The organism is Psychrobacillus sp. NPDC093200 (assembly GCF_050280345.1).
GTDB classification, from domain to species: domain Bacteria; phylum Bacillota; class Bacilli; order Bacillales_A; family Planococcaceae; genus Psychrobacillus; species Psychrobacillus faecigallinarum.
The window spans coordinates 73,470-100,207 of record NZ_JBNNVC010000004.1 but is presented as its reverse complement, the minus strand read 5'-3'; the positions used below and the strand labels follow the sequence as shown (position 1 = coordinate 100,207).

Below are 26,738 nucleotides of genomic sequence, written 5' to 3'. Positions count from 1 at the left end.
ATTCATTGCAAGGTACCAGTTTTAAAACAAAAGAAGTTGGTCTCCTCAAAACGAGACCAACTTCTACTTTATTCAAATATCTCTGGATAAACGGTTTTAGCTACTAGTTCTACAGCTTCACCAATTCGTGGTCCTGGGCGAGACATAATGTCCTGATCTAATTGGAAAATGGCGTTGTTTTGCACTGCCTCTAACTGATTCCAGCCTGGACGAGCCTTAATCTCACCAATTGGATCTTCTACATAATTTACGGTAGTCAAGATAATCGGAGGATTTTTCTTAATGACATCTTCCTCAGATAATTTAATCCATCCCTCTTGGTCTCCAAAAATATTTACAACTGTAGCTTTACTCAAAACTTCTTGTTGGAAAGTATTTTTTCCTGTTGTAAAAATTTCTGGAGATGGGCTTATTTCAAAGTAGACGTGTTTCTGATCGCTTACACCTGATACTTTGTCCTGAACACTTTGAATAGTAGTTTTAATAGAGTCAACAAGATCGGTTCCTTTATCCTCTACTCCCATTACTGCGGCCAACTGTTCAATATCTCCATAGACGTCTTCAAATGATAGCGCCGATTGAATGACAAAAACATCTAACCCCGCGTCTTCCAACACTTTAAGCTCTTCCTCAGACCCAGTTGTATAAGCAATTACAACATCTGGATTTATCTCTAAAATACGTTCTGCGTTGAACTTCATAGAATCGGAAACTCGTTCAATTTCTAGTGCCTCTTCTGGATAGGTATCGAATTCTGTAGCTCCAACAATTTTATCTCCTACACCAAGGGCAAACAGGATTTCTGTGTTACTTGGTTGTAGAGACACAATCGTTTCCGGAACTTCTTCGAATGTAACTTCTTTCCCCATATCATCCGTTACAGTATATTCTTTTACTTCTTGTACAGAATCTGTTTCAACAGCTGTATTTTTTTCAGCCTCTTGGCAGCCTACAAGTAAGATAGAAAGTATTAGTACCGCTAACCAATTCCTTAATTGTTTATTCATTTGTTAATCCTCCACTTTTTTCTTTTTTCTCATCGGATATGATTTACTGACAAATTGAATCTCTTCTACTCCATGATGCTTATTTACATATACCGCCATTGCAAACAATACATTTGCTAATAGCTGTGTGTAATCAAACAAAATCTCTGGTACTTCTCTTTCTAATGAAACTTTATGTAAAGCCCTTACAGATTTTTTTGCTTCACTACGACACACGTGTAATTCACATGCAGCTGTTGAGCCTTGTGGAAGTACGAATATATCTACTCTTCCTTCCACTTCACTTACGTAGAAATCATACATATCACTTAGAATTTGTAAATCCTCTTCATTGATTGCTAGCTTCCCTCTAACAGAACCATTTACGTGATATGCCATCGGTGCCAGATACATTAAATCCTCGTAAACTCTTGGAATATCTTTTGTTAAAGATGCGGCCAATCCAATACGTGTGGTCAATGAGTCTGTTCGAATCTCAAAGTCTACTGTAGACGGCTTTTCTCTCATAAATGGATAACAAATATATCGCATGTCTTTTTTCAATGCTCTGCCCCCTTTCCAAGTTATTTGTGAATTTTCGGCAATACAATACTCGACTTCTTACAGCACAAAAAAACGCCACCCTAAAAAAGGGCGGCGCAATACCTATTTATCGTTAGAAATTTAATCGAAAATAGAAACGTGCCGTACAACCCCTTAACTTCCGAAGAGTATTTATACGTTCAAGAAAAGGCCGGTCTCCTGGCTCATGCATCATTTTACTCTAAGAACCTTCCCATTGGCTTTTAGCCAACAGTGGTATTTTTCTTATTTCATCAGCATTTACAGTTGCGGATACAGCTTCGGTTTTTCACCGAATTCCCTAATTAAGCTGACAAGTCAGCACCTTTTCCCTGCAAAAATTATTCACTTATCGTAAGTGTACCATAGCCTTTCAATTGGTGATAGAAGCTTGTGAAACAACCAGCTTTTTACTCTTTTATTAGCTATAAAGTCTGCAATTATTTTGTTTCTCATTCAATTTATGCTACTGTTTTTATATGAAAAAATTTATTCCACTTTTACTTTTACTTGTCTTTGTATTTATAGCCTCCGGGCAGACTTCCGAGCAACAGTCTTTGGAGGCCGTGCTTAAAGAATGGCTTCCAAACAAGCCATTGGAGTCCTTTTTATCATTATTTCATATTCCTTATTGGGGATTCTATGTCTCTGTCGAGGAACGTGGCTACTATGCATTTGTCGAATTCTTAATAAGAAAAGGAGTCCACTTTTTTTATTTTGGTTTGATTAGTTTAGCTATTTATATTGCTTTGCCGAAGAGGAAGTATCGAAAACTTACTGCAATAATGATTACCTTTCTTCTAGCAGTCGCAGATGAATTCCATCAATCCTTTACGAGTGGACGATCTGCCCTTTTTCAGGATGTTCTATTAGATACAGGCGGGGCTATTTTTGTCATGCTTCTGCTAACGTTTGTTCAATGGTTGAAGCATAGAAAAAACGCTAACCTTTAGAAGGAAGCGTTCTTTCCCTATCTATTTACATCTTTTTCTCAACAAGAAAACAATCCCTAGCGTGACTACTGAAAAAACAGTAAGTATTTGACTAAACGGAAGGACAGGCTTGAATTTAACTTCCTCCGCAGTGATTTCATATACTCCAACCGGTTTTATCGAAAAGGCACCACCGCCTCCTTCTCCTTGACCTGTAGAATTTTCTTCATCTGAAATCGTGTCACCTCCACCTCCGCCTCCACCTACAAAATAATTAACTTTGGCAACAGGTAAGATCCTTTTGTTCTCCAATACAATTGGTTCTCCGTATATAAGAGACACATCTTTTTCTCTGTAAAACTTTTCGAAAATGGAACGGACTGGGGATTGAAACAATGGTAGCTTTCCCCCTTGTTTTTCTAGGTTACTTGATTTTTCCTCCATTAAATTATCTCCTTTAATTTAGAATAAGTGTCATGTGATGTTCTTCGTAATAGACGTCTCTATCCTTTAAAGCCATTTCTTCTACTCCAAATACCTTAAAACCTAATTGTAAATATAAATTTTTTGCGGATTCATTATTCGACACAACAGATAGATTAATCTTTTCTATTTCATTAGTTTCTATTGCCTGGTTAATGGCTCGCTCCATTAGGGCCTTTCCTACACCTTTTCTTCTTCCCTTTGAGCTTACATACATTGCAAAAATATTTGCTCTATGCTTCATTTTTAAGGAACTCTCTTGTGCTAGAGTAACCATACCAATTAATTTATCTTCTTCAAACGCACCGAACGTGTAATTGCCATTTACCTTAAAATTACCTTTTACTCGTTCAATTGGATTTTCTCTTTGAAGAGCTTCTTCATAGCTTGTTCCAAATGCTTCTGGACTGTTTTGCAGAGCCTCTAGCCTTAGTTCCCAATAAGCAATGGCATCTACATCTGTTAATCTTCTAATATCCATTCCTAAACCTCCAAAAAATAACCTTCATTACATATTTCGTGTGTGTATAATATAAAATCTTTGCAGGTTTCTGCACGAGAGCTTTCTGTGTCGAATAGTGAGGGGAGCTGCTCTGATGACCGAATCCTCATCCCTTCTTTTAGTAAAGTATGCCATCGAAAAGGTAATATAACTAATCCCTTTTCTAGTGCTTCTTTTTTTGAAATGATTTGTTGGAACTTTAGAGAATAAAGAATTCTACAAATAGTAGTTGTAACAAACTCCACCATATCATCAGGCACTGAATTAGGTATTTCTTTTGATTTCTTATACCAATATTCGTTGATGTTATATTTTAACGTTCCTAAGACATCCTCCCATTTAGTAGAAATGTTTAACTCATGAATTGGTCTTCCTTGTAATGCAATCCCATGTTTCTTTAAAATCCACCAAGTAATATGATTGATATCCCAATGACCAATTTTTACTTCACCATCTGAGCAATAAGGATACGGCAGGAGAATATCATTTGTTTTACCCAGGTCAGCTGTTTGAATATACATTCCATCCATCCGAGCCCCTAATTTCTCTTTAGATATTTGAAAATGGATCTCTTTTATAATTTCTACTTCTTGTTCATTTGCCGATCTTTTTAATAAAACGATAAAGTCTACATCACTCTTCTTTTCATCAAAAGCTCCTAACGCAATAGAACCATACATATAAACACCTTCAATAAAGGCACTTGGTAAGGAGGCATTTAATGCCTGTAAATATTTTCGCATTATGTCATGAACAGGATGCGGCAATACATATCCCACTGTTGTTTCCTCCTTCTAAATATGTTCAAAATATGTCCCAGGTTCCGAAATTTCGACAAAACATGACAAGTAACACTATTCCAATAAATAAGACTAGGTTACATTAGCGCTAACAAATTAATTTTTAGTGAGGAGATTATCAAACTGTGAATAAAAAAGTTGCTTGGATAACTGATACTGCTGCTTTATTGGAACAATCATTTATAGAAAAACATAATATACATGTCTTGCCATTAAATATTGTTTTTGAAGAGGGTGCATTCAAAGAAACAATTGATATGACACACGATGAATTCTACGACAAATTAAGAACCGCCAAAGTTCATCCTAAAACATCTCAGCCTCCGATTGGTGAGATGGTACAATTGTATAAAGACTTGAAAGCACAAGGATACGAATGTGCTATTGCTGTCCACACTTCCAGTGAGTTGTCAGGAACCTACAACAGTTCACAAACCGCCTCTAAAATGGCAAATTTTAAAGTGTATTCAATAGACTCTAAGATAGGCTCTTATCCGATGGTCAAAATGCTCGAAGTCGGAAAAAGCATGGTAGAGGCAGGCCATGACGTAGCGGAAGTCGTGAAGCATATTGAAAACATGACATTAAACTCCGAATTGTCCTTTATTCCATCTAGCTTAACTCAGCTCCATAAAAGTGGCCGTGTATCTGGCACTAAAGCCTTTCTGAGTAATCTATTAAATATAAAAGTGGTCATTTCCTTTGATAACGGAAAAGTTGTTATGAAAGCAAAAGTACGTGCTGATAAAAGAGCTAAGAATTATGTAATGGACTTACTTCGAAATGATATGAAAAAAGCTGAAATTCCAGAAGTCGCAGTGATTAATTGCAACAATATAAAAGATGCTAAAACCTGGAGAGAAGAAATTCTGCAGGAATTCCCTAAGCTAAAGGTAATTGTTATACCGTTGAGCGCCTGTGTAGGAGTTCACGCAGGGGAAGGTACAACTGGACTAAGCTGGGTAAAATATTAATATATAAAGTGGAGGGTTTGCTGCTATTTCGCAAACTCTTCTTTTAATAAGGAGCAAATAGCAGCATCACAAAACCGGCCTTTTTCAAATGCTGATTTTCTTAATGTCCCCTCGTATACAAATCCTGCCTTTTCTAAAGTTCTTCTCGAAGCAATATTCTCCGGGTCATATAGTGCTTCAATTCTATGCAAATCCATTTTTTCAAAACCATGTTTTAAAATTGGCTCTAAAACCTCTGTCATTACTCCAGTTCTCCAAAACTCTGGCGTAACCTCAAAACCGATTTCCGCCTTAAAATGTTCTTTTTCCCAATTATGATAGCCGCAGCTTCCTATAATCTTATTGTCTTTCTTAGTTGCTATTCCCCAACGTAACCCCTCATTTTTATGGTACCTTTTTTTCCAGTTATCAATTATTTTTCTTGCTTCGCTAATATCCTTTAAGACATCTAAATCATAATATTTCATGACCTCGTCCTGTGAAAAATAATGGAATACCTCTTGCGCATCGCTTGCTTCTATTTGGCGCAATAAAAATCGTTCTGTTTCCATCCTCGGAAACCTCTTCTTACGTAGATCATAGGCCAATAATACAAAGAATTGAGCAATCGCAAGGATTCCTACTAATGCGCTAACAAAGATGCTAATCCAAACATATGCAGAAACTTTCCCATCGCCAAGAGGCCCTACTTTTGGCTGATACATGTCGTATACACCATAAATATTACCTCCTAATAAGACAATTCCTGCAAACAATACAAGCCATTTCATCTTGCTATACCCCCTCTTTAGCATTTATTCGAGATAGAAGCTTTAAAATCCTTTTCTCTGCGAAACTTGGGAGCTTAACTGCTCTAGGTGACCACGTTTTTACGACAATCCAGGCATTATTCACTCATTTTGACCAGATTTACGACAATCCCCACGGTTTTTACGACAATCCGCCCATGCTTTACGACAATGGCGCGGTAGTTTACTACAATCCACGCATTATTCACTCGTTTTGACCAGATTTACGACAATCCCCACGGTTTTTACGACAATCCGCCCATGCTTTACGACAATGGCGCGGTAGTTTACTACAATCCACTCATTACTTACTCGTTTTGACCAGATTTACGACAATCCTCACTATTATTACTACAATCTAGACATATTTTACTACAATCCAGGCATAGCTTACTCGCTTTGCCCAGCTTCGCGATTTATTGTCCTAGCTGCTGTTCAATAAAAGCTTCAACTTTCATTTCACCAAGACTTCCAGCTTTATGCTTCCTAACGGAGACAATATGCTTCTCCATTTCTTGGTCTCCGATAATTAGCATGTAAGGATGCTTTTGCATTGCCGCCTCTCTTATTTTTAGTCCTATTTTCTCTACACGGTCATCTATCTCCACTCGATATCTCTTCTGCTCTAGCTGTTGCTTTACATCTTCTGCATAAGCGACATGTGCATCTGCTATGGGTAAAACCTTTACTTGTACTGGTGCTAGCCAGAGCGGGAAACTGCCTTGAAAGTGTTCTAATAAAATAGCCATAAAACGTTCTATAGAGCCATAGATGGCACGATGTATCATGATAGGCTGACGCAATTGGTTATTCTCATCGACATACTGACAATTGAATTTTTCAGGCATTTGAAAATCAAGCTGTACTGTTCCACACTGCCAACTTCGTCCAAGCGAATCAAGTATATGAAAGTCGATCTTAGGACCATAAAAGGCTCCATCTCCTTCGTTTACTTGATAATCGACTTGTTTCCTTTTTATTACAGATTCTAGTGCTTCTTCTGCCTGATCCCATGCCTCTACGGAGCCCATAAAATCTTCCGGACGAGTCGATAGCTCTACCTTATAGCTAAAGCCAAACTCCTTATAGAATTCATCTACTAGATCTAACACCTTAGCAAGCTCACTCTCAATCTGATCCTCCAGAACAAATAAATGTGCATCATCCTGAGTAAATGCTCTAACACGTAATAGTCCATTCAGTGACCCCGAAAGCTCATGGCGATGTACTAATCCTAGCTCAGCATATCGTATAGGCAGCTCTCGATACCCTCTTCTTTTACTATTAAAAATTAATACTGCTCCAGGACAATTCATTGGCTTTATAGCATACTTTTGTTCATCTACATCTGCAAAATACATATTTTCATGGTAATGGTCCCAGTGACCTGATTTTTCCCAGAGTTCCTGCTTCATCATAATAGGAGTTTTTATCTCCTGGTAGCCTGCTCGCTGATGCTTCTCTCTCCAAATTTTTTCAAGCTCATTTCGTAAAATCATTCCTTTCGGCAAATAAAATGGCATACCCGGCGCTTCCTCCATGGACATAAATAATTCTAATTGCTGACCCAATTTTTGGTGATTTAATCTTTCCTCTGCTTTTACTGACATAATAAATTCCTCCTATTTTTTAAATAAAATCAAAAAGACCACACCCGTCCCGGTCAAGGGACGAGTGTGGTCGTGGTTCCACCCTATTTTGTCGTACTTAATAAAAATACGACTCTCATAAAAGATAACGGTTTCCCGATTACGGATACTAGCAGTAATAGCGTTCCCCCTAATAGCTCTAAGGTGGTAAACCATTCTACTTTCTCGCAGGGCTTTCAGCCGGTGACCCTGCTCTCTAAACAGAAAACATTGAATGATTCGTGTCCTTTTCACAGCTCAAATATAAAATTACTCATGCAAAAAACCACACCCGTCCTGGTAAAGGGACGAGTGTGGTCGTGGTTCCACCCTAATTTTGCAATTCTTAAAGTGAATTGCCTCAAAATGAAGATAACGGTTCCCCGATTATGGATACTTACTGTTCACCATAATAGCTCCAAGGTGGTAAATCATTCGTTTTTCCTACAGGGATTTCAGCCGACGACCCTGCTCTCTAATAAGAAATTATCTAAATGACTCATGTCCTTTTCTTTGCCTAAAAAAGTTAAATTGATTTTTAATAGTATATTCAACAAGTTTTGAATAGTCAACTATTTTTTTAAACCATACTTCTACCCATTACAATGGTATGATAATATTCCCCTTTAGCTAGCATTTTATCGTTTTTTAAAATTCCTTCTACTTCGAAACCATATTTTTGATATAGGGCAATTGCCTTCTCGTTCGTATGTAATACGCTTAACGCAATCTTTTTAATATCATTGGCATCTGCCCAAGCAATAGATTCCTTTAAAAAATTTGTTCCAATTCTTAATCCCCAGTATTCTTTCAAGACGCAGACCCCAAACTCTACTTTATGGGCAAATCGTTTTAAATCGCTTCCCTCACACCTTGAGAATCCAACAATCTGATGATTCACTTCAGCTACTAAAAAAAGATTTTTATCAGATTGGGAATCATTTTCTATTAATTCTTTAAATCCTTCTTTATCTATAAACGCTTCCCCTTGTTCTCTATCTAGGTTTTGTGTTTCTCCATCTATTTGCAGCCTTACCTTAGACAGTTGGTCGGCATCTAATTGATTGGCAGATCTGACTGTATAGGAGATACCCCTAATATTAAATCCCTTTGACTCTATTAGCATTTCCTGTTTCCCACTTTTCTTTATTTATTCTTATCAAAATTCCTTTTAGCCAGTTGCTGTATAGGATCCCAAACCCCGTTAAACGGAGGGGCATACGCTAAGTCCAAATCTAATAAGTCAGGAAGCTTCATGCTATGGTATAGCGCAGTAGCTAAAACATCGGTACGCTTATCTACCCCATGTCCACCCACGATCTGTCCACCTAGAAGCAACTGATCTTCTTTACGATAAAGCAATTTAATCGTCATTAACTCTTTACCAGGATAATACCCTGCAATATCTGTTGCCTCCAGCGTACTTGTTTCAAAGGGAATGTCTAATTCCTTTACTTCTTTTTCTGATAGTCCTGTTCTACCAATTGACAATTCGAAGAACTTCATAATAGAGGTGCCGACAATACCTTTAAAAGGTATTTTATTACCAACCATATTGAACCCAGCTAGTCTGCCTTGTTTATTGGCAGTAGTACCCAAAGGGATATAATCGTTTTTTTGTTTGATACGATTATAATGTGTAGCACAATCACCTGCAGCGTATATATATGGGATGCTTGTTTCCATATATTCGTTTACGATAATAGCTCCATTTGAAAGAGTTTCTATTCCCGTATTCTTTAGGAAAAAGGTTGAAGGTTTTATTCCAATTGCTATCAACACTAAATCTGTCGAATAAGTCCCTTTGTCAGTCACTACAGATTGTACTCGTCCCTTCCCAGTAAATGATCGAACTTCCTCATTTAGTTTAAGCTCCACTTGTTTTTCCTTTGCTTTTTGATGTAGCATATCTGCCATCTCAGGATCAAGGATTGGCATTAACTGTTCTCCTCGTTGGATAATTCGAACCTCTTTACCAATTTCCTTTATATTTTCTGCCATTTCTAAGCCGATATATCCCCCACCTATGATGGTTACATGTTCTACTTCTTTTAAATCGGCTATTAACGCCTCCGTTTGAGGAATTGTTTTAAACGTATGTATCCCATCTAATTGTGTACCCTCCCAGTCAGGTACAACTGAACTAGCCCCTGTAGCTACTAATAGACGATCATATTTAATCTCAAAGCTTTCTCCGCTTCCTAAGACATTACCAGTAACTGTTTGGTTTACAGGGTTTACTTTGGTCACTTCATGTCCAATTTTTGCATCTATCTTGTATTTGGTCCGGAACATCTCCACACTGCGTGCTATAACATCTGTTGTTGAAAACACCTTTTTACCAACAACGTAAGGTAACCCACATTGACCGTACGAATAAATATTTCCTTTTTCAAGTGTGGTAATTTGAGCGTCTGGATCATTACGGACAATCTCCATAGCAGCACTCATCCCCGCTGCATCCCCACCAATGATTACATAATGCATACACTTTTCCTCCTTTTAGTACCTCTAGTACTTCTCTTTTCAATAATGGTATTCCTTCTTATGTAAGCAATGCCCTTATATACGCCATTTAAATACAAAATTTTATGTATTTCTCTTTTTTTTAGTAAAGTGAAATGTAATTTATTTTAAAAAGGTATGCCCTTTATCATCGGACATACCTTTTCATTAATTACTATTGTTACTATAACTTTATTAAACAGCTCGATCCCAGAAGCGGTGTTTCGCCACTGCATCAATGAAAGTGTCAACAAAATGTGTTTTGTCATTTGCAAATACACCAATTTGACCTACAAGTCCCATCTCTTCTAAAATTTCGTCTCCACTAAAAGTAGATCCAATAGGTTTATAGTGTGTAAATGCCTCTTGTACAAACAACATAGCATTCTTCTTAAACGTTGGAGTTTTTCCATCTCCACTAGCCACATAAATTGCGTCAAATAAAACAGAATCCTCGGTTAAGAATGTATGATCGACAGGTAAGCTTGTACCATTTGCTCCCGTCACACTGCCATGATGATCACTAACAATTAGCGGGAGAGCTCCTTTTGCTTTTAAGCCATCTATAATGCTCAATAGCTCCTCATCGAAGCCATCGCCTACTAGTATAGCTATTTTTCTAGTATCTGGCTTCATCACTGTATTTAGCTGGCTTAACGCTGGCGAGGATTTAGTTACTGTATTGGCAGCTGTCCCTTGAACAACCATACCAAGATTTTCTGCTACCTTGCTCGCCATTTCTAAATCTACATGAGCAAACATTTCTAATACTTGCGCACGTACAGACTTCTCTACACATTTACCAAGTTCAAAGCTAAATGCATCAATGATGTGTTCCTTTTCAGGTTGACTCATACTATTCCAGAACATCGTTGCCTGAGAGAAATGATCCTTAAAGCTTTCACTACGAGCTCTTACTTTGTGTGCATCTATTTTTTCTTGATAGTGTGTATATCCACCTTCGGCCTCACTAACTGGTGTTGGAGTATTGTTAGCTAATGAGTTTTTATGATAGCTAACTTGTCCTACGTTTATCGTTTGTCGACCATATCCATCTCGCTGATTATTATGGAACGGACAAACTGGACGGTTAATAGGTAGCTCGTGGAAATTAGGTCCCCCTAGTCTGATAAGCTGTGTATCTGTGTAAGAGAACAATCTTCCTTGTAAAAGAGGGTCATTTGTAAAATCAATTCCTGGCACAACATTACCAGGGTGGAATGCAACCTGTTCCGTTTCTGCAAATACATTATCTACATTACGATTTAATGTCATTTTCCCAATTCTCTTAACCGGCACATCCTCCTCCGGCCAAATTTTAGTAGGGTCTAATATATCAAAATCAAAGGCAAACTCGTCCTCTTCTGCAATAATTTGTACACCGAACTCGTATTCTGGATAGTCACCCATTTCTATAGATTGATATAGGTCACGGCGGTGGAAATCCGGATCCTTACCATTAATTTTTTGGGCTTCATCCCATACTACTGAGTGAGTTCCTAGCAATGGCTTCCAATGGAATTTTACAAAATGAGCTTTTCCTTCTTCATTTACGAATCGGAAAGTATGTACGCCAAAACCTTCCATCATACGATAACTACGTGGAATTGCTCGGTCCGACATTGCCCACATAATCATATGTGCAGATTCCTGATTGTTCGCTATAAAATCCCAAAATGTATCATGTGCTGTAGCCGCTTGAGGCATCTCGTTATGAGGCTCTGGCTTCATGGCATGAACTAGATCCGGGAACTTAATAGCGTCTTGGATGAAGAAGACAGGAATATTATTGGCTACTAAATCGTAGTTTCCTTCTTCAGTATAGAACTTGGTTGAGAACCCTCGAGCATCACGTGCTAGCTCACCAGAGCCACGGGATCCTGCTACTGTCGAAAACCTTACAAATACAGGGGTCTTAGAGCCAGGTGTTTGTAAGAACTTCGCTTTTGTATAAGGCTTCATAGATTCATATAGTTCAAATTCTCCATGAGCACCGTACCCTCTTGCATGCACAATTCGCTCTGGGATTCGTTCATGATCAAAGTGTGTCATTTTTTCTCTAAAATGAAAGTCCTCCATAAGAGTAGGACCACGCTCACCAGCTTTTAAAGAAAATTCGTCCTCTGAAACTTTTAAACCATGATTAGTTGTCATAGCTTTGTCTTTATCTACAACACGAAATTGTTCTAATTGTTCATTCTTACTATTTTCATTTATCTTTTTGTCCAAGTTTACTCCTCCTCTTATCTAATTCGACTCTATTAGTATAAATACCCGAAATTGTATGTTAGAAAACTTCTTTTTTATAATCTTTATTAATAAGTAATAACTTTATAAGTTTTAAATTTTTATGAAATTTCGCTAGCCATCGACTTTTAAGCTATTCTCTCTCCCCGATTTCTAGCAATGATGGCGGCTTATGGCTCACCCGCTAAAAAGCGTTCGTCTAAAGCGGAAATCAGCTATTATGAGTTTACTTTTTTTATCGAGGGCAATGTGAGAGAATCTGGACAAATAAAAAAACTGTAGTTGAATAATACCAACTACAGTTCAATAAATTATTTATCCCATAATATTATATCCAGAATCTACGTACACAATTTCCCCTGTGACACCTCTAGATAGGTTGCTAAGAAGAGCCACTGTCATATCGCCAACTTCTTCTTGTGTTACATTTCTTTGTAAAGGAGCAGTTTCTTCTATTTTGTGTAAAATTGTGTTGAAGGAAGATATACCTTTTGCTGCTAAAGTTCGAATTGCCCCTGCCGAAATCGCATTGACTCGAACATTTTGCTTACCTAAATCTAGTGCAAGATATTTTACCGAAGCCTCTAATGATGCTTTAGCTATCCCCATAACGTTGTATCCTTCTAAAACACGTTCTGCTCCTAAGTATGTCATCGTTACAATTGATCCACCCTCTGTCATAAAAGGCGCTGCTTCTCTTGCTGCAGCTATTAAGGAATACGCACTAGTGTCTTGCGCAAAAGCATAACCCTCTCTAGACGTTTTAATGAAATCATCCTTTAAATCTTCCGCATGGGCGAATGCAACAGAGTGTACAACCCCATGAATGACTCCTACTTCCTTGCCTATCATTTCGAATGCTGACTTAACACTTTCATCACTATTAACATCGCATTCTACTACTAGCTTAGCTTCCAAGTCGTTAGCACTTAATAATTTTTGAATTTTACCTAACGATCTCTCTTTACGATAAGTAAAAATAACATTAGCCCCTACTTCATATAAGGATTTTGCAACTCCCCAAGCGAGACTTCGCTCATTTGCCACACCCATTACGACAATGTTTTTATTTTTTAATTGTATTAAGTCCTTCATAAGAACCTCCCGTTTTCACCTGTTATTAGTACCTGTTACTAACTTTAATCATACCATACGCAGCTAATTTTGTACTATGGATTTTGTTTTTTTGTCGGAGTGGTTTATTATTATTTTCATAAAGATATCGGACGTAGGAGGATATAACTTGAAGTTATTAATAATTGAGGACGATATTCGTTTGGCCGAAAGTATTCGAGACTTAGTGAGTGACACCTTTGAAGTCCGTATGGCTCACAACGGTGAAGATGGTTTGTTCATGGCTGAGCAAGGAATCGAAGATGTTCTTATTTTGGATATCATGATGCCCGATATGAACGGCTATGAAGTATTAGCAGCTCTGAGAGAAAAAAACATTCTGACTCCCGTTCTTATGCTTACTGCGAAGGATGGAATCTCCGATAAGGTCAAGGGCTTTCATCTTGGTGCAGATGATTATTTGGTTAAACCCTTTCATAGGGATGAACTACTGGTCAGACTGAATGCTCTTGTTAGAAGATCTAATAAACAAGTCAGAGACCACACCCTTTCTTTTCAGGATTTACAATTAAATTTAATAAATAAGATGACCTCCATTAATGGAGAGTCTGTGCAACTAAACGGTCGTCAATTTGATGTACTGGAGTTTTTAGTAAAGAACCAGGGAACCATTGTGACAAAGGAACAATTATTCGACCGAGTGTGGGGCTTCGATTCAGAGACATCTCAAACGGTAGTAGAGGTTTATGTTAGCCACATTAGAAAAAAACTTAAGCCTTTTGGTTATGATCAATACTTTAAAACCTTTCGGGGCCTTGGATATATGTTAAGTATTGGTGAAAAAAATGTATAGAAAAAACATACTGAAGAAACAACAAAATAAATTAGTGTTACTTAATTTTATTGCATTCAGTCTAATCTTCTCCATTTTTTCTTTCATCATTTATCAGCTAGTCGAAGAGACATTGTATTCCTCCGTAGACAATGAATTATTACGAGCCAAAGAGATGAGTGAACGTCCAAACAACAGAATGCCAGTTCCATTCAACCCACGAATGATTGTGCTGCTTCGAGATGCAGAAGGCGCAATATTAAATGAGGAACAAATTGGGACAAGGTTTATCAATGAATTTTCTGAGGACCTCCCTTTCTCTCTTGAGACTATAGAGACGATACAGACAACAAAATTAGCAAATGACTATGTGTTTCGTTCCTTAATGTATCCAAATAGTAATGGAAGCTATACTGAATTATTAATAAGTGTGGAAGCTGAACAAAGTATAGTTAATAACTTTATAAAGATTCTATTTATCTGTACAATCATTTTTGTTTTACTTTCGATAACAGCAAGTTATTTTTTAGCCAAAAGATCGATGAACCCCATTATTAATTCTTGGGGCAAGCAATCTGAGTTTGTAGAGAATGCCTCCCATGAGCTTCGTACACCTTTAACTATTGTACAAAGCAAGTTGGAGCACCTGCTAACTAAGCCTGAAGATACAATTATGAATCAATTTGAAAGTATTGGCCTAAGCTTATCGGAGATTCGCAGGATGAATATAATGACCACCCATCTCCTCACTTTAGCTAGAGCAGATTCGTTGGAGCAGCAACTACAAAAAGAGACAGTAAACTTAGGTAATTTAGTTAATGAAGTTATTCATCCCTTCTACGAATTAGCAGAGCTAGAACAAAAAGAAATTATTACCCAAATACACAGCAAACGAACAATTTCTATTGATAAAAACCGAATTCATCAACTTCTTGTCATTCTTTTAGACAATGCCCTTAAGTACACAAGACCGCAAGACAAGATTCACGTGGTATTAAGAGAAGATCCAGAGTACCTAACCATAGATGTGAGTGATACGGGTATTGGTATAAGGGAAGAAAATATAAAGCGAGTGTTTGATCGGTTTTACAGAGAGGATAAAGCTAGAATTAAGGAAACAGGTGGCACCGGACTAGGATTATCTATCGCACAATGGATAGTAGAAAGTCATAACGGTACAATTAGAGTTTCTTCCAAACCATCTAGCGGAACTACCTTTCAAGTAAAGCTTCCATATAAATAATTTTTACGCCTCAAATTCAAAATAAGAATTTGAGGCTTTTTTTTATATGAAATTATTTAGATTTTAAAACTAGTTTAAGGTTTCTTTAAGGTTTGCTTTTTATACTTTGTACAGATAGGAAAGGAGGATGACATATGAACGGTAGACATGAATTGAAGCATGAAATGACAAAGGCAGATTGCTATCTCCTTAAACATAAACTCCAGCATGTCATGTCTAAGGATTCACATGCGGGACCAGATGGAAAGTACTTCATTCGAAGCATCTATTTTGATAATTTTTCAAATAAGATTCTTACAGAGAAGAAGGAGGGCTTTTACCGAAGACAGAAATTCAGAGTAAGGTTGTACAACCATAAATTCGATTACTTAAATTTAGAAAAAAAATCGAAGATCAATAACATGACATATAAAGAAAAATGCCAAATCACCCCTGAAGAGTATGAAAGAATCCGTCTTGGTGACATCGATTGGTTGCAAGCAGATGAACGAAAATTATTGAACGAGCTTCATCTACATATGACGCTTTATCAAATAAGACCAGTCAGTATCATTGATTACACGAGGGAAGTCTTCATTAAAGAAGAAGGCAACGTCCGTATTACATTTGACAGTGATGTAAAAACAAGTTTTCATAACACGGACCTATTAAATCCCCATACACCAATGATAGACGTGTTAGATTATGGAACAGTCATAGTCGAGGTTAAATATGATGGATTCTTGCCGGATGTTATAAAAAAATTACTACAGGTTAGTGATAGACAGGCTAGTGCTTTTTCTAAATACCAATTAGGCCGAATGTTTGGCTAATTTATTATTTAATAATGGAGGAAATTGAAATGAATAATAATACAACTACATTTTCAGATATTTTCAAGTCTAGCTTTTTAGACCAAACTGCTAGTTTTTCACTTGTCGATTCCTTGATAGGATTGCTCGTTTCGTTTGTCATTGGATTGTTTATATATGTTATCTACAAAAAAACATTTTCAGGCGTCATTTACTCTCACTCTTTTAATATTGCATTGATTGCCATCACAATGATTACTTCTCTTATCATTATGGGTATTTCCACAAATGTCCTATTGTCTCTTGGTATGGTTGGGGCTTTATCAATTGTTCGTTTTCGTACGCCAATTAAGGACCCAATGGATTTAATATATCTTTTCTGGGCAATTGTTGTAGGAATTTTATGTGGTGCAGGCTTTATCCCACTTGTTATTTTAGGCTCTGTCTTGATTGGAGTCGTGTTAGTATTGTTTGTCAATAAGATATCTATTGAAGACCCATACTTATTAGTAGTAAAGTACGACAATATTCATACAGAAAAGACATTAGAAAAATTAGTTGGCAATTTATCGAAAAAGCATTCTGTAAAATCTAAGTCAGCTGTTGGAAAGCAATACTTTGAAATAACATATGAGGTTCAGTTGAAAAAAGAAGAACAAAATATCGTTAATATCATTGCAGATGTAGAAGGAGTTTCTTCGGCTGTAATGCTTAGCTATGATGGCAATTTCACAGCATAAAAAGGAGGATACAACATGAAGAAATCACATGTATTCTTAGTGTTTATCATCCTAATATGCCTCTTTCTAAGCTTTCTATATTTATATCCGAAATTAGGATTGGAGTCTGCTGATAGAGGTTATCAATACATGAATACAGTTTTCAATCAGGAACAAGTCACTAACGTTGACATAGAAATGGCTGACAGTGATTTTGATTCAATGATTAAAAATGCATCGGATGAAGAAATATTCGAGGCAAACGTCACTGTTAATGGGACTACTGTAAATAACGTAGGGATTCGTACGAAAGGAAATCTATCACTTCGTTCCGTCGTACAAATGGATGATTCCGAAAGATATAGCTTTAAGATTGATTTCGATTACTATGACAGCACGAAAAGCTTAGACGGATTAAAAAAATTAAATTTAAATAATAATTACAGTGACGCATCGCAAATGCGTGAATACATGTCCTATAAATTAATGGAGCAATTTGGAATCGCCACTCCAGGCTACTCCTACATGTACGTCTCCATCAATGGTGAAGAGCGAGGGTTATACCTCGGAGTTGAAGCAATAGAAGAAACATTCCTAGCACGTAATTTCGATAAAGGCTCAGACTCCTTATATAAACCTGATGGTGCAGGAAGCGACCTTCAGTATATTTCGGAGAACTATGAGGATTATTCTGGCATCGGGGCAAAGACATCTATTAGCGATCAGGATGAGAAAGAGTTTCTGAAATTTATCAGTGCTATTAATGAGGAAGGTTCCAACTTAGGATCCGTATTAGATATCGATGAGATGCTTCGATACTTTGCTGCCAATACAGCCCTTGTTAATATGGATAGCTACCAAGGAAATATGAAGCACAACTACTATCTATACGAAGAGGAAGGGATTTTCTCTATATTGCCTTGGGATTATAATATGTCCTTTGGAGGCTTTGGTGCTGGAGGAGCCCCTGGTGGTGGCGGAAAAACTGGATTCCTGGGTCAAGGAAATGAACGAGCGGAAGCTGACGAAAACCACTCCTCTCCTGCTGTCGCCCCCGAAACAAATGAAGCTACTCTGCCACAAGGTGCAGAAGACACAAACTCAAACCTGGAGAATAGACCACAAAATCGTGGACAAATGGGCATGGGAATGATGGGTGGTAATGCTGTTTCAGAAGAAAACATTAACTTAAGCATTTATGAGCCCGTTAGCGGAGTTACAATGGAGGATCGTCCTCTTGTTAATGCGCTTCTAACTGATGAAGAGAACATTACTATATATGAAGATTATTTAAATGAGATAGCAACTACCTTTTTAGACAAGGATTCATTTACTTCTATGGTAGATGAAATTCATACAATGATTAAACCATACGTAGAGAAAGATCCTACAGCTTTTTTCAGCGTGGATGAATTCGAGGAAGACGTATATGGTGAAACAGGAATTATAGAATTTGCAAGCCAAAGAAGTGATTCTATATTAGCTCAGCTATCAGGTGAATTAGTCGTTCAAAATAACACCACCTCCCTTGAACAAGCTAATCCTTCCGAGGAAGGAAATCTAGCATCCGAAGGAATGGAGCCTCCTAATGGCGAGCAAATGCCAGAAGGTTTTGAAGCGCCGGAAGGGATGGAGCCTCCTAATGGCGAGCAAATGCCAGAAGGTTTTGAGGCACCGGAAGGGATGGAGCCTCCTAATGGTGGGCAAATGCCAGAAGGCTTTGAAGCACCGGTAGGGATGGAGCCTCCTAATGATGCCATGCCTGGATTTGGTAGAGAAGGATCTTCGGAGAGCCAGTCAACAGGCTACTCCAAAATATATGTAATAACTTCTGCAGCTGGAATTGTTATACTCTTAGCTTTAATCTTTATAGTAAATCGCTTTAAACGTAGAAGATCATAACTAAATTAAAGTTTCTCTCGAATTTGGAGAGAAACTTTATTTATTATATAAGAATAATAAAAAGCATACAAACCGATGAAAATAGGTAAATACTCATATTTGCATTCATGCCCTCCTCTCTATTAATAATATCTTTCCTCTATTCAATAACATTTTAATATTAGGATTGTTTATTACTAGTCCCCCTCTATAAACCGCTATAACTATGCCGATATAACAAATTAATTATTTTTTCGGAATATAAAAACTTTTTAAAATGAGTAGATTTTATGACAAATAAGAGTAAAATTGAGGACGGTTATTTTTTTAGATTATTAAGTGATAATTTTTATAAAAGAAAGAGGAAAAGATGTGTCAGCTTACAATTTAGCAGAATTAAAAATGTTAAACCAAGTACTTTTTGCATTATTTATAGTAGCAGATTTAGCACTTGCTTTATTTTTCTATAACTCTTCATTTCCTTGGTTTGCTTTACTAGGCTCTGGAGTCGGGCTAGCAATTATAGTTCTTTGTTGGACTGGTAAAAAACATGGATATTTTATAGGTTCCCTTTTAGTGTTTACAGTTTTATTTTCGTTAGTATACAACTGGAGTAATCTTATTCACTAATGAAAGTAGTTAACAAATTTTTTTATCCGCATATTTACTTAAGTAAATAGTCACATGAATTTTCAATCATTTTATGTTGGAGGTATTTATATGTCAGAACAGAAAACAAATAATCAATTTCTAGAAAAACGTTCTTCTAGACGTAAATTTATAAAGAATTCAGGATTAACAGTAGGTGGAGTAGTTTTAGGTGGTGCTCTTGGGAGTCTATTAGGAAAAGACTCAACTGAAGTAACTAAAGAATCTCATGTTGCATCTAAAACCTCTACAAACTACAATCAAGCACTTATGTATTTTGATCAAGCTCAATTCGCTACAATCGAAGCGGCGACAGAACAAATCTTCCCAAAAACGGATGCAGGCCCTGGAGCAAAAGAATTACTGGTTACTTACTACATCGATCATCAGTTGGCGGGAAACTGGGGACTTAACGCTAAGGAATACATGAGCGGTCCTTTCTATCCTGCGGAGGCTACAGCTTTATTTGGACATCAAACTCACTTAAACAGACAACAAATATTTGACTTAGGTATTGAAGCATTAAATGCAGAAGCAAAAAAACAATATGATAAAAAATTTGCTGAGGTTAGTGATGAAGAGCAAATAATTATCCTAACAGCTATGGAAGCTGGAGAAATTACTTTAAATGGCGCAGTTAGTTCTAGTTATTTCTTTAAACTACTGAAAAGTGCAACCATCGAGGGTGTTTATTCAGATCCTTTATACGGCGGAAACAAGGATATGCAAGGCTGGAAAATGAAAAACTTCCCTGGCCATCAAATGAGCTATACAGACATTATTGAAAAAGAAGAGTTCGTCACTTTCGAACCTAAGAGTTTAAATTCACAACACAATCATTAATTTAAGGGAGCAAATAATTATGGCTAAAAAATTACCAAAAACAGATATAGTTTTAGTTGGAGTCGGCTGGACTGGAGGTATAGTCGCTGCCGAATTAACTAAAAAAGGTTACAAGGTAGTAGGTTTAGAACGAGGAAAATCTCGTTCTACCGAAGACTATATGATGGTGCATGATGAGTTAAGATATCAACAAAGAAATGAAATGATGCAAGACCTTTCGAAGGAAACTGTAACAGTACGTCATAATCCTTCACAAAGAGCATTGCCTTATCGCCAACACGGTTCGTTTTTAATCGGTGATGGTGTGGGTGGTTCCGGGGAACACTGGAATGGTTTAACTTACCGTTTCTTTCCATATGACTTCGAAATATATACAAAAACGGTAGAACGTTACGGAAAAGATAAAATTCCTGCAGATATGCCACTTCAAGACTGGGGGATCACTTATGATGAGCTAGTACCTTATTTTGAGAAGTTCGAGGCAATGGCAGGTATTTCAGGTGAAGAAAACCCACATCCAGATGTTCCAAAGGTAAAATATCCAACTGTACCATTAAAAGAAACGCCATCTATGAAAATGTTCAGAGATGCTGCAAAGGGATTAGGATATCATCCTTATATTGCACCAGCTGCCACTCTTTCTGAAAGCTATACTAATCCTGATGGAATATCACGTGGCGCTTGTCAATATTGTGGTTTCTGCGAAAGATTCGGATGTGAGTATGGATCTAAAGCATCTCCTGTAGTAACAGTGTTACCAGTAGCAAAAGAAACTGGGAATTTTGAAGTCCGTACGTTCTCTGTTGTTCGTCGAGTACTTCATACGAACGGAAAAGCAACTGGAGTATTATACGTTGATACCCGCACTGGAGAAGAGTATATACAAGAGGCTGATGTAGTCGTGGTTTCTGCATATGCACTAAACAACATTAAAATCTTATTGAACTCAAAACTTGGTCGTCCTTACAACCCTGAAACTGGTACTGGAGTTATAGGAAAAAACTATGCATACCAAATGACTTCTGCTGCTTCTACTGGTTTCTTTAAAGATAGAGAATTTAACCTTTATGCAGGTACAGGTTCACTTGCTGGAGTAATAGACGATTTCAATGGCGATAATTTTGACCACACTGATTTGGACTTCATTCATGGCGGTAACATTGCACTAGGACATTATGGTAAACGTCCTATTTCAAATAATACTGTACCAAAAGATACTCCAGGCTGGGGTAAAGAATATAAAGATGCGAGTATTTTCTGGGCAAATCGCAGTTTATCAGTAGGTTCCCAAGGTTCTGTAATGCCTCATAAAGATAACTATATTGACTTGGACCCAACTTATAAGGATGCATTTGGTGATCCACTTATTCGTATGACGTTTAACTATCATGATAATGAAAAAAATCAGCAAAAATATATTAAAGAAGTAACAGCTAAGATTCTTGAAGAAATGGGAGCAGAAATGATTTCAGTTCCTGGAGATCAAGGAGATTGGGATACTACCAAATATCAAACTACGCATAACACTGGTGGAGTAATTATGGGCGCAAATCCTGAGACAAGTGCCCTAAACAACTATCTACAAATGTGGGATTGTGAAAATGTCTTTGTACCAGGGGCATCCGCATTCCCTCATAACTCAGGAATGAACCCTACAGGTACAGTCGGAGCATTAGCTTACCGTACAGCAGAAGGTATTGAAAAATATTTAAAAACAGGCGGATTATTAGTCTAATAATATAATATTTTTTTCTTAATAGAATTAGCCAACAACTTAAAAAGCTACTTGTTTTCCCTTATAGGAAAGCAAGTAGCTTTTTTAATTAATCACTTCTTCTAGTGAATTTGCTAAGCTTATATTTTTAAGATTTTTGCAGGCAAAATATTGCATAGAGCCTGGACCACCTATATAAAATTTAGTTTCCTTATGCTGTTCAGCAAACTGATCCAAACTTGCTAGTAATTTAGGATTACGTTCAAAGGGAATGCTTGTCGAAGCAGACATTAATACTTTTTGTGGCTTTAGTTTCTCAACCATCGACTCAATTGCTCCAGGTGCAGGTGATGCGCCTATTAATACCGACTTCCACCCCTTCATCATAAATTGCAACAACAGAATATGAACGGGTATTTCATGTGTTTCATGAGGAAGACAGCATCCTAACACTAGAGGCGCATCATCCCTGTAATGAAAATTACGACGAATTTGTACTAGAAAATCGCGGACCATCATACTAGAGACAGCTTCCTGGTATTCATCCCATTCTTCCTTTTCCCAACGATTTCCCACTTCATGGAGAAAGGGCAATACGACCTTATTCAAAAAATTATCTAATCCATAGTGAAAGTACGCTTGCTGTAAAGCATAATTAAGTTCTATCTCGTCACAAGCAGTCCCGTGCTCTAACAGCTTAAAAACGAAATCATTAAACTCCGGATATGATTCTTCCTGTGCAAAGGGTAGCTCACTTTCCATTTGAACTATCCCATCTTCCTCCAAAACCTGTGCCACAGCTTGCTTTAATGAGTATCCCTTTTCTGACAAAGTCTTAACTTTTAATAGTTTTTTTACATCCTCTTCACTGTAAATCCGATAACCGTTGTCTAATCGTTCAGGCTGTATAAGTTCATAGCGCTCTTCCCATTTTCGGATAACTTGCTTAGACAAACCTGTTACATTGGACACCTGCTGAATATTATAATTCCCACTTGGGCGAGATTGCATCATTCATATTCATCCTTTCAGCCTCATTATAAAAGCTGCTATTGCTCATTATAGCTAACCAACAGTATAACATTCAACCGTTAACATTATACAACAATTCTACGAAAAAGAAAATTCCTTCAGTCTTTATTGTATAAACACCATTATACAATAGCTTTTTATATAAGCCTTTTATCCCCTACAAGAATTATTTTTTGTATAACTTTTATTAAAATAAATTATACAAACATTTGACAAAGCGTATACTTCCTGTTAATAATAGGTGTATAAGATAACCCGCTTACACTCATACATCAAAGTTGTTCACAAGGAGAGATTGAATTGGTATTACCTTTTACAAGAAAACGATTTAAAGAACCAGAGGATAAAACAACTTTAAAAGAACCAGTTATACAACTGGATCGTTATCCAGAATTACAGAAGCAAATGAAACTTATTGGATTGACGACAGAGGACTTAAGGCAAATTAGTACGTTTCAGCCATATGTGGAAAAGGGTATTAACGATATTGTCTCTGTTTTTTATGAGCAAGTCCTTTCTGTTCCCTCCTTACGAAAAATTATTGAAGATAGAACTCAAGTTGATCGTTTAAAGAAAACCGTTGGTAGTTATATTATTGAAATGTTTAGTGGTGAATTCACCGAGAATACCATTGAGAGAAAACGAAAACTTGCTCAAATGCACTTCAAAATTGGATTAGAGCCTAAATGGTACATGGGCACCTTCCACCAAATCCAATCTATTATCATTTCTTTAGTTAACGAGGAAATAAAAGCGCTTGATGAGAAAGAAAAAACTTCGCTTACTATTTCCAAACTCATTAACTTAGAAATGCAAATTGTTCTAGAGGAATATGAAAAAGAAAATGTGAAGCTGCGCCAGCAACAGTATGACATTGTTAAAACAGAGTTGAAAAGCAAAATTTCCTCTATAAGTGAAGACTTGGCAAACTTAACTGAGGAGACCACCACTTCTATTGAACACGTAGAATCGAATACATCTAGAATTCGTGAAAGTGTTCAGGCTAATATAGATAGCGTAAAACAAATTCAGTCAGACGCTAATGATGGCAACAAGCTAATAGGGCTTCTTCAAACTCAAATGGAGCTTGTCACTGGTAATACAGAAGAAATGTCTATGATTATTGGAGATTTAAAACAATCCTCCGATGAAATTTTTCAAATTGTCGGCTTAGTAAAGCAAATAGCTGAACAAACAAATCTTCTTGCATTAAACGCCTCTATAGAGGCTGCACGTGCCGGTGAGCATGGAAAAGGTTTTGCCGTTGTAGCACAAGAGGTAAAAAAACTAGCAGAGCAATCCAAAAGTTCTGTAGAAGAAATTACATACCTTGTTCAAACCTCGACTAAGCTAACAAACAAAGCGGTTTCTACCATTTCTGATATGGAAAAGAGCGTTGAATTAGGATTGGAAAGCTCAATGGATACTAACCGTAAATTCAACAAAATTCTTCTATCAATAGATGAAAATAATAACCATATAGACCAAGTAGAAATACAAGTCTCTAACCTCGTACAAGTAATTAGAGACATATCAAACGATACAAAGACAGTTGCCGTTACTGCCGACAGTCTCTATCAAACAGCAGTACAGCTTTAAAAATTTAGATAGGAAGTGAAAGAATGTTTTTAGCATGGAATGAAATTAAAAAAAATAAACTACGCTTTTTCCTAATCGTAGGTGTCCTAATGCTAGTTGCATATCTTGTGTTTTTTCTTTCAGGTCTCGCTACTGGATTAGCAAACCTGAATAGAGAGGCAGTAGATAAATGGAATGCAACAGCCATTGTATTAACCGAAGAATCGGATAAAAGTCTTCCTCAATCATTTATTAGCACTGAAGAGCTAGATAATATCGAAGCAAAAGATAAGGCAATTCTGGGACAAATAAGTGCTATCGCAACAAATGGGGATACTAAACAAAATGTCTCTATATTCGGCATAGATAAGGAAGAGTTTCTAATGCCCAGCGTTAGCGAAGGAGAAGAATTCTCCAGCGAAAATGAAGTAGTAGCAAGCGACAATTTAAAAGATGAGGGATTTAAAATTGGGGATGAACTAGAGCTGTCCTCTTCTGATGAAACATTAACTATAGTCGGCTTTACAGAAAGCTCTCGCTTTAATGGAGCACCCGTACTTTATGGTGAGCTAGCAACTTTTCATAAAGTAAAATTTGGAGAAGCTGCTGAAGCCAACGAAGATAAGATTAATGGGGTAGTTGTTTCAGACGACAGTCTATTCTCTATTGAAACTTCCAACAAAGATTTACAAGTTACTGAAATTGAAAACTTTATTGAGAATCTGCCTGGTTATACCGAGCAGTCACTTACCTTAAACTTTATGATTTATTTTCTATTTGGTATTTCCTCTGTAATCGTTGCAATTTTCTTGTACGTATTAACAGTACAAAAAATAAGTATGTTTGGTGTAATGAAGGCACAAGGAATTTCGAATGGTTATCTATCTGTATCAGTAATTGCTCAAACCTTCCTCCTAGCATTCATAGGGGTTCTTGTAGGGTTTGGATTAACAATTTTAACAGGACAGTTTTTACCAAGTGCAGTTCCTGTTTCCTTTGATCTGACAACAATGTTAATCTACGGAGCAGTATTAATTGTTGTTGCAATTTTAGGTGCAGTGTTTTCAGTGTTAACCATTGTAAAAATAGATCCACTAAAAGCGATTGGAGGATAAGAAAATGGCAATTTTAAAGTTAGACAAAGTAAAGAAAACATTTGGTTCCGGTCATAAACAGGTAGATGCTTTAAAGGAAACAGATTTTGTAGCAGACAAAGGAGAACTGATTGCAGTTATAGGTCCTTCAGGTTCAGGTAAGAGTACCTTCCTTACAATTGCCGGGGGCCTGCAATCCCCTTCTAGCGGAGAAATTATAGTAAACAATCAAAACCTTTCTAATCTAAATGAAAAAAAGCGTTCCAAGGTCCGACTTAGGGAGATAGGCTTTATCCTCCAAGCCTCCAATCTAGTCCCGTTCCTTACAGTAGATAAACAAATGAAGCTGCTCGATAATGTTAAAAAGGACAATATGACAAAAGAAGAGCTAGAGGCTTTATATGAAAACCTAGGAATTACTGAATTACGAAAAAAATATCCTTCAGATCTATCTGGGGGAGAACGTCAGCGAGTTGCTATTGCCAAGGCGCTTTATAGCAAGCCTTCTATACTATTAGCTGATGAACCAACAGCTTCTTTAGATTCTGACCGTGCCTACGAAGTCATGAAGCTATTAAAAAAAGAAACAGAAAACAATGGTACTACTACTATAGTGGTTACCCATGACACTCGTTTGATCGAATACTGCGATAAAGTATATGTCATGACAGATGGTGTATTAGAGGAAAAGAGCAAGAAAGAGGTAGAAAAAACAGATCCTCTTTCTCACTAGCATCTCCGATATGGAAAAAAGAGGACTGTGGTTAAACCACAGTCCTCTTTTTAGAAAAATTGTGCTATATTCTTTTAAAACTTTACATCCTTCCTCTCTAAATAAAATAAATAAAATGAGTAGCATTTT

General features: G+C 37.0%; 25 protein-coding genes, 1 pseudogene, 1 riboswitch and 2 other annotated features. Of the genes and pseudogenes, 14 read left to right on the top strand and 12 right to left on the bottom strand.

Annotated elements, in window-relative coordinates; genetic code table 11:
* Positions 1-68: 68 nt before the first annotated feature.
* A complete protein-coding gene (locus ACQKNZ_RS15815) occupies positions 69-1,007 on the bottom strand; it encodes an ABC transporter substrate-binding protein (RefSeq protein WP_427660635.1) in 939 nt (312 codons plus the stop codon).
* A gap of 3 nt (positions 1,008-1,010) precedes the next feature.
* A complete protein-coding gene (locus ACQKNZ_RS15810; RefSeq protein WP_427660633.1) occupies positions 1,011-1,550 on the bottom strand; it encodes a hypothetical protein in 540 nt (179 codons plus the stop codon).
* Positions 1,551-1,721: 171 nt separating this feature from the next.
* A riboswitch (cobalamin riboswitch) is annotated at positions 1,722-1,912 on the bottom strand.
* 135 nt (positions 1,913-2,047) lie between these two features.
* Between ACQKNZ_RS15810 and ACQKNZ_RS15805 the strand changes: the two genes are divergently transcribed.
* On the top strand, positions 2,048-2,521 hold the full coding sequence (locus ACQKNZ_RS15805; protein WP_191697534.1) for a VanZ family protein: 474 nt from the start codon (positions 2,048-2,050) through the stop codon (positions 2,519-2,521).
* A 21-nt stretch (positions 2,522-2,542) separates the two neighbouring features.
* On the opposite strand, the gene ACQKNZ_RS15800 is transcribed toward ACQKNZ_RS15805, so the two are convergent.
* From ACQKNZ_RS15800 to ACQKNZ_RS15790, 3 genes are read right to left on the bottom strand one after another with little or no spacing between them, the layout of a single operon-like run.
* Positions 2,543-2,944 carry a spore germination protein GerW family protein gene (locus ACQKNZ_RS15800; RefSeq protein ID WP_427660631.1) on the bottom strand — a complete coding sequence of 134 codons (402 nt, stop codon included), beginning with the start codon at positions 2,942-2,944 and terminating at the stop codon, positions 2,543-2,545.
* A 13-nt stretch (positions 2,945-2,957) separates the two neighbouring features.
* Positions 2,958-3,464, bottom strand: coding sequence for a GNAT family N-acetyltransferase (locus tag ACQKNZ_RS15795; protein ID WP_340863874.1), 507 nt, complete (start codon positions 3,462-3,464; stop codon positions 2,958-2,960).
* Positions 3,465-3,466: 2 nt separating this feature from the next.
* On the bottom strand, positions 3,467-4,264 hold the full coding sequence (locus ACQKNZ_RS15790; protein ID WP_427660629.1) for a nucleotidyltransferase domain-containing protein: 798 nt from the start codon (positions 4,262-4,264) through the stop codon (positions 3,467-3,469).
* 146 nt (positions 4,265-4,410) lie between these two features.
* On the opposite strand from ACQKNZ_RS15790, the gene ACQKNZ_RS15785 reads away from it, so the two are divergent.
* Positions 4,411-5,259 carry a DegV family protein gene (locus ACQKNZ_RS15785; RefSeq protein ID WP_427660627.1) on the top strand — a complete coding sequence of 283 codons (849 nt, stop codon included), beginning with the start codon at positions 4,411-4,413 and terminating at the stop codon, positions 5,257-5,259.
* Between the two features lie 23 nt (positions 5,260-5,282).
* Here the strand turns inward: ACQKNZ_RS15785 and ACQKNZ_RS15780 are convergent, their stop codons facing one another.
* The 6 genes from ACQKNZ_RS15780 to fabI form a co-directional block, all read right to left on the bottom strand.
* On the bottom strand, positions 5,283-6,029 hold the full coding sequence (locus tag ACQKNZ_RS15780) for a GNAT family N-acetyltransferase (protein ID WP_427660625.1): 747 nt from the start codon (positions 6,027-6,029) through the stop codon (positions 5,283-5,285).
* 434 nt (positions 6,030-6,463) lie between these two features.
* The gene (gene thrS, locus ACQKNZ_RS15775) at positions 6,464-7,657 is read right to left on the bottom strand and encodes a threonine--tRNA ligase (RefSeq protein ID WP_427660623.1); all 1,194 of its coding nucleotides are present in this window, start codon (positions 7,655-7,657) and stop codon (positions 6,464-6,466) included.
* A gap of 53 nt (positions 7,658-7,710) precedes the next feature.
* Positions 7,711-7,939 (bottom strand) — a binding site (T-box leader).
* A gap of 37 nt (positions 7,940-7,976) precedes the next feature.
* Positions 7,977-8,198 (bottom strand) — a binding site (T-box leader).
* Between the two features lie 57 nt (positions 8,199-8,255).
* Positions 8,256-8,801, bottom strand: coding sequence for an N-acetyltransferase family protein (locus ACQKNZ_RS15770; RefSeq protein ID WP_427660621.1), 546 nt, complete (start codon positions 8,799-8,801; stop codon positions 8,256-8,258).
* A gap of 20 nt (positions 8,802-8,821) precedes the next feature.
* Complete coding sequence (locus ACQKNZ_RS15765) at positions 8,822-10,162, bottom strand: CoA-disulfide reductase (protein WP_144539299.1); 1,341 nt, start codon at positions 10,160-10,162, stop codon at positions 8,822-8,824.
* A gap of 213 nt (positions 10,163-10,375) precedes the next feature.
* Positions 10,376-12,409 (bottom strand): catalase, encoded by a 2,034-nt coding sequence (locus ACQKNZ_RS15760; protein ID WP_225216102.1) that lies wholly within the window; start codon positions 12,407-12,409, stop codon positions 10,376-10,378.
* 333 nt (positions 12,410-12,742) lie between these two features.
* Positions 12,743-13,522 carry an enoyl-ACP reductase FabI gene (fabI, locus tag ACQKNZ_RS15755; protein WP_144539295.1) on the bottom strand — a complete coding sequence of 260 codons (780 nt, stop codon included), beginning with the start codon at positions 13,520-13,522 and terminating at the stop codon, positions 12,743-12,745.
* A 148-nt stretch (positions 13,523-13,670) separates the two neighbouring features.
* On the opposite strand from fabI, the gene ACQKNZ_RS15750 reads away from it, so the two are divergent.
* From ACQKNZ_RS15750 to ACQKNZ_RS15715, 8 genes are all read left to right on the top strand, one after another.
* A complete protein-coding gene (locus tag ACQKNZ_RS15750) occupies positions 13,671-14,354 on the top strand; it encodes a response regulator transcription factor (protein ID WP_191697539.1) in 684 nt (227 codons plus the stop codon).
* A 34-nt stretch (positions 14,355-14,388) separates the two neighbouring features.
* A complete protein-coding gene (locus ACQKNZ_RS15745) occupies positions 14,389-15,576 on the top strand; it encodes a sensor histidine kinase (protein WP_427660618.1) in 1,188 nt (395 codons plus the stop codon).
* Positions 15,577-15,710: 134 nt separating this feature from the next.
* The gene (locus ACQKNZ_RS15740; protein ID WP_340863879.1) at positions 15,711-16,388 is read left to right on the top strand and encodes a polyphosphate polymerase domain-containing protein; all 678 of its coding nucleotides are present in this window, start codon (positions 15,711-15,713) and stop codon (positions 16,386-16,388) included.
* Between the two features lie 29 nt (positions 16,389-16,417).
* Positions 16,418-17,107: a DUF4956 domain-containing protein gene (locus ACQKNZ_RS15735; RefSeq protein WP_144539287.1), complete on the top strand. Its 690-nt coding sequence runs from the start codon at positions 16,418-16,420 to the stop codon at positions 17,105-17,107.
* Positions 17,108-17,122: 15 nt separating this feature from the next.
* Positions 17,123-18,988, top strand: a complete 1,866-nt coding sequence (locus ACQKNZ_RS15730) for a CotH kinase family protein (protein WP_427660616.1) — start codon at positions 17,123-17,125, stop codon at positions 18,986-18,988.
* Positions 18,989-19,339: 351 nt separating this feature from the next.
* Complete coding sequence (locus ACQKNZ_RS15725) at positions 19,340-19,597, top strand: hypothetical protein (RefSeq protein ID WP_144539283.1); 258 nt, start codon at positions 19,340-19,342, stop codon at positions 19,595-19,597.
* Between the two features lie 90 nt (positions 19,598-19,687).
* Positions 19,688-20,458 (top strand): gluconate 2-dehydrogenase subunit 3 family protein, encoded by a 771-nt coding sequence (locus ACQKNZ_RS15720; protein WP_427660613.1) that lies wholly within the window; start codon positions 19,688-19,690, stop codon positions 20,456-20,458.
* Positions 20,459-20,477: 19 nt separating this feature from the next.
* Positions 20,478-22,193 carry a GMC family oxidoreductase gene (locus ACQKNZ_RS15715; protein WP_427660611.1) on the top strand — a complete coding sequence of 572 codons (1,716 nt, stop codon included), beginning with the start codon at positions 20,478-20,480 and terminating at the stop codon, positions 22,191-22,193.
* Between the two features lie 84 nt (positions 22,194-22,277).
* Here ACQKNZ_RS15715 and ACQKNZ_RS15710 read toward each other — a convergent pair whose 3' ends face one another.
* Positions 22,278-23,186, bottom strand: a complete 909-nt coding sequence (locus ACQKNZ_RS15710; RefSeq protein WP_427660609.1) for a MerR family transcriptional regulator — start codon at positions 23,184-23,186, stop codon at positions 22,278-22,280.
* Positions 23,187-23,504: 318 nt separating this feature from the next.
* On the opposite strand from ACQKNZ_RS15710, the pseudogene ACQKNZ_RS15705 reads away from it, so the two are divergent.
* From ACQKNZ_RS15705 to ACQKNZ_RS15690, 4 genes and pseudogenes are all read left to right on the top strand, one after another.
* A pseudogene (locus ACQKNZ_RS15705) lies at positions 23,505-24,038 on the top strand (protoglobin domain-containing protein); the annotation flags it as partial.
* Complete coding sequence (locus ACQKNZ_RS15700) at positions 24,015-24,803, top strand: methyl-accepting chemotaxis protein (protein WP_427660781.1); 789 nt, start codon at positions 24,015-24,017, stop codon at positions 24,801-24,803. The pseudogene ACQKNZ_RS15705 and the gene ACQKNZ_RS15700, both read left to right, overlap by 24 nt.
* Before the next feature lie 23 nt (positions 24,804-24,826).
* Entirely contained in the window at positions 24,827-25,897 is a 1,071-nt protein-coding gene (locus ACQKNZ_RS15695; RefSeq protein WP_144539277.1) for an ABC transporter permease, read from the top strand.
* A 4-nt stretch (positions 25,898-25,901) separates the two neighbouring features.
* Complete coding sequence (locus ACQKNZ_RS15690) at positions 25,902-26,609, top strand: ABC transporter ATP-binding protein (RefSeq protein WP_144539275.1); 708 nt, start codon at positions 25,902-25,904, stop codon at positions 26,607-26,609.
* Positions 26,610-26,738: the final 129 nt, after the last annotated feature.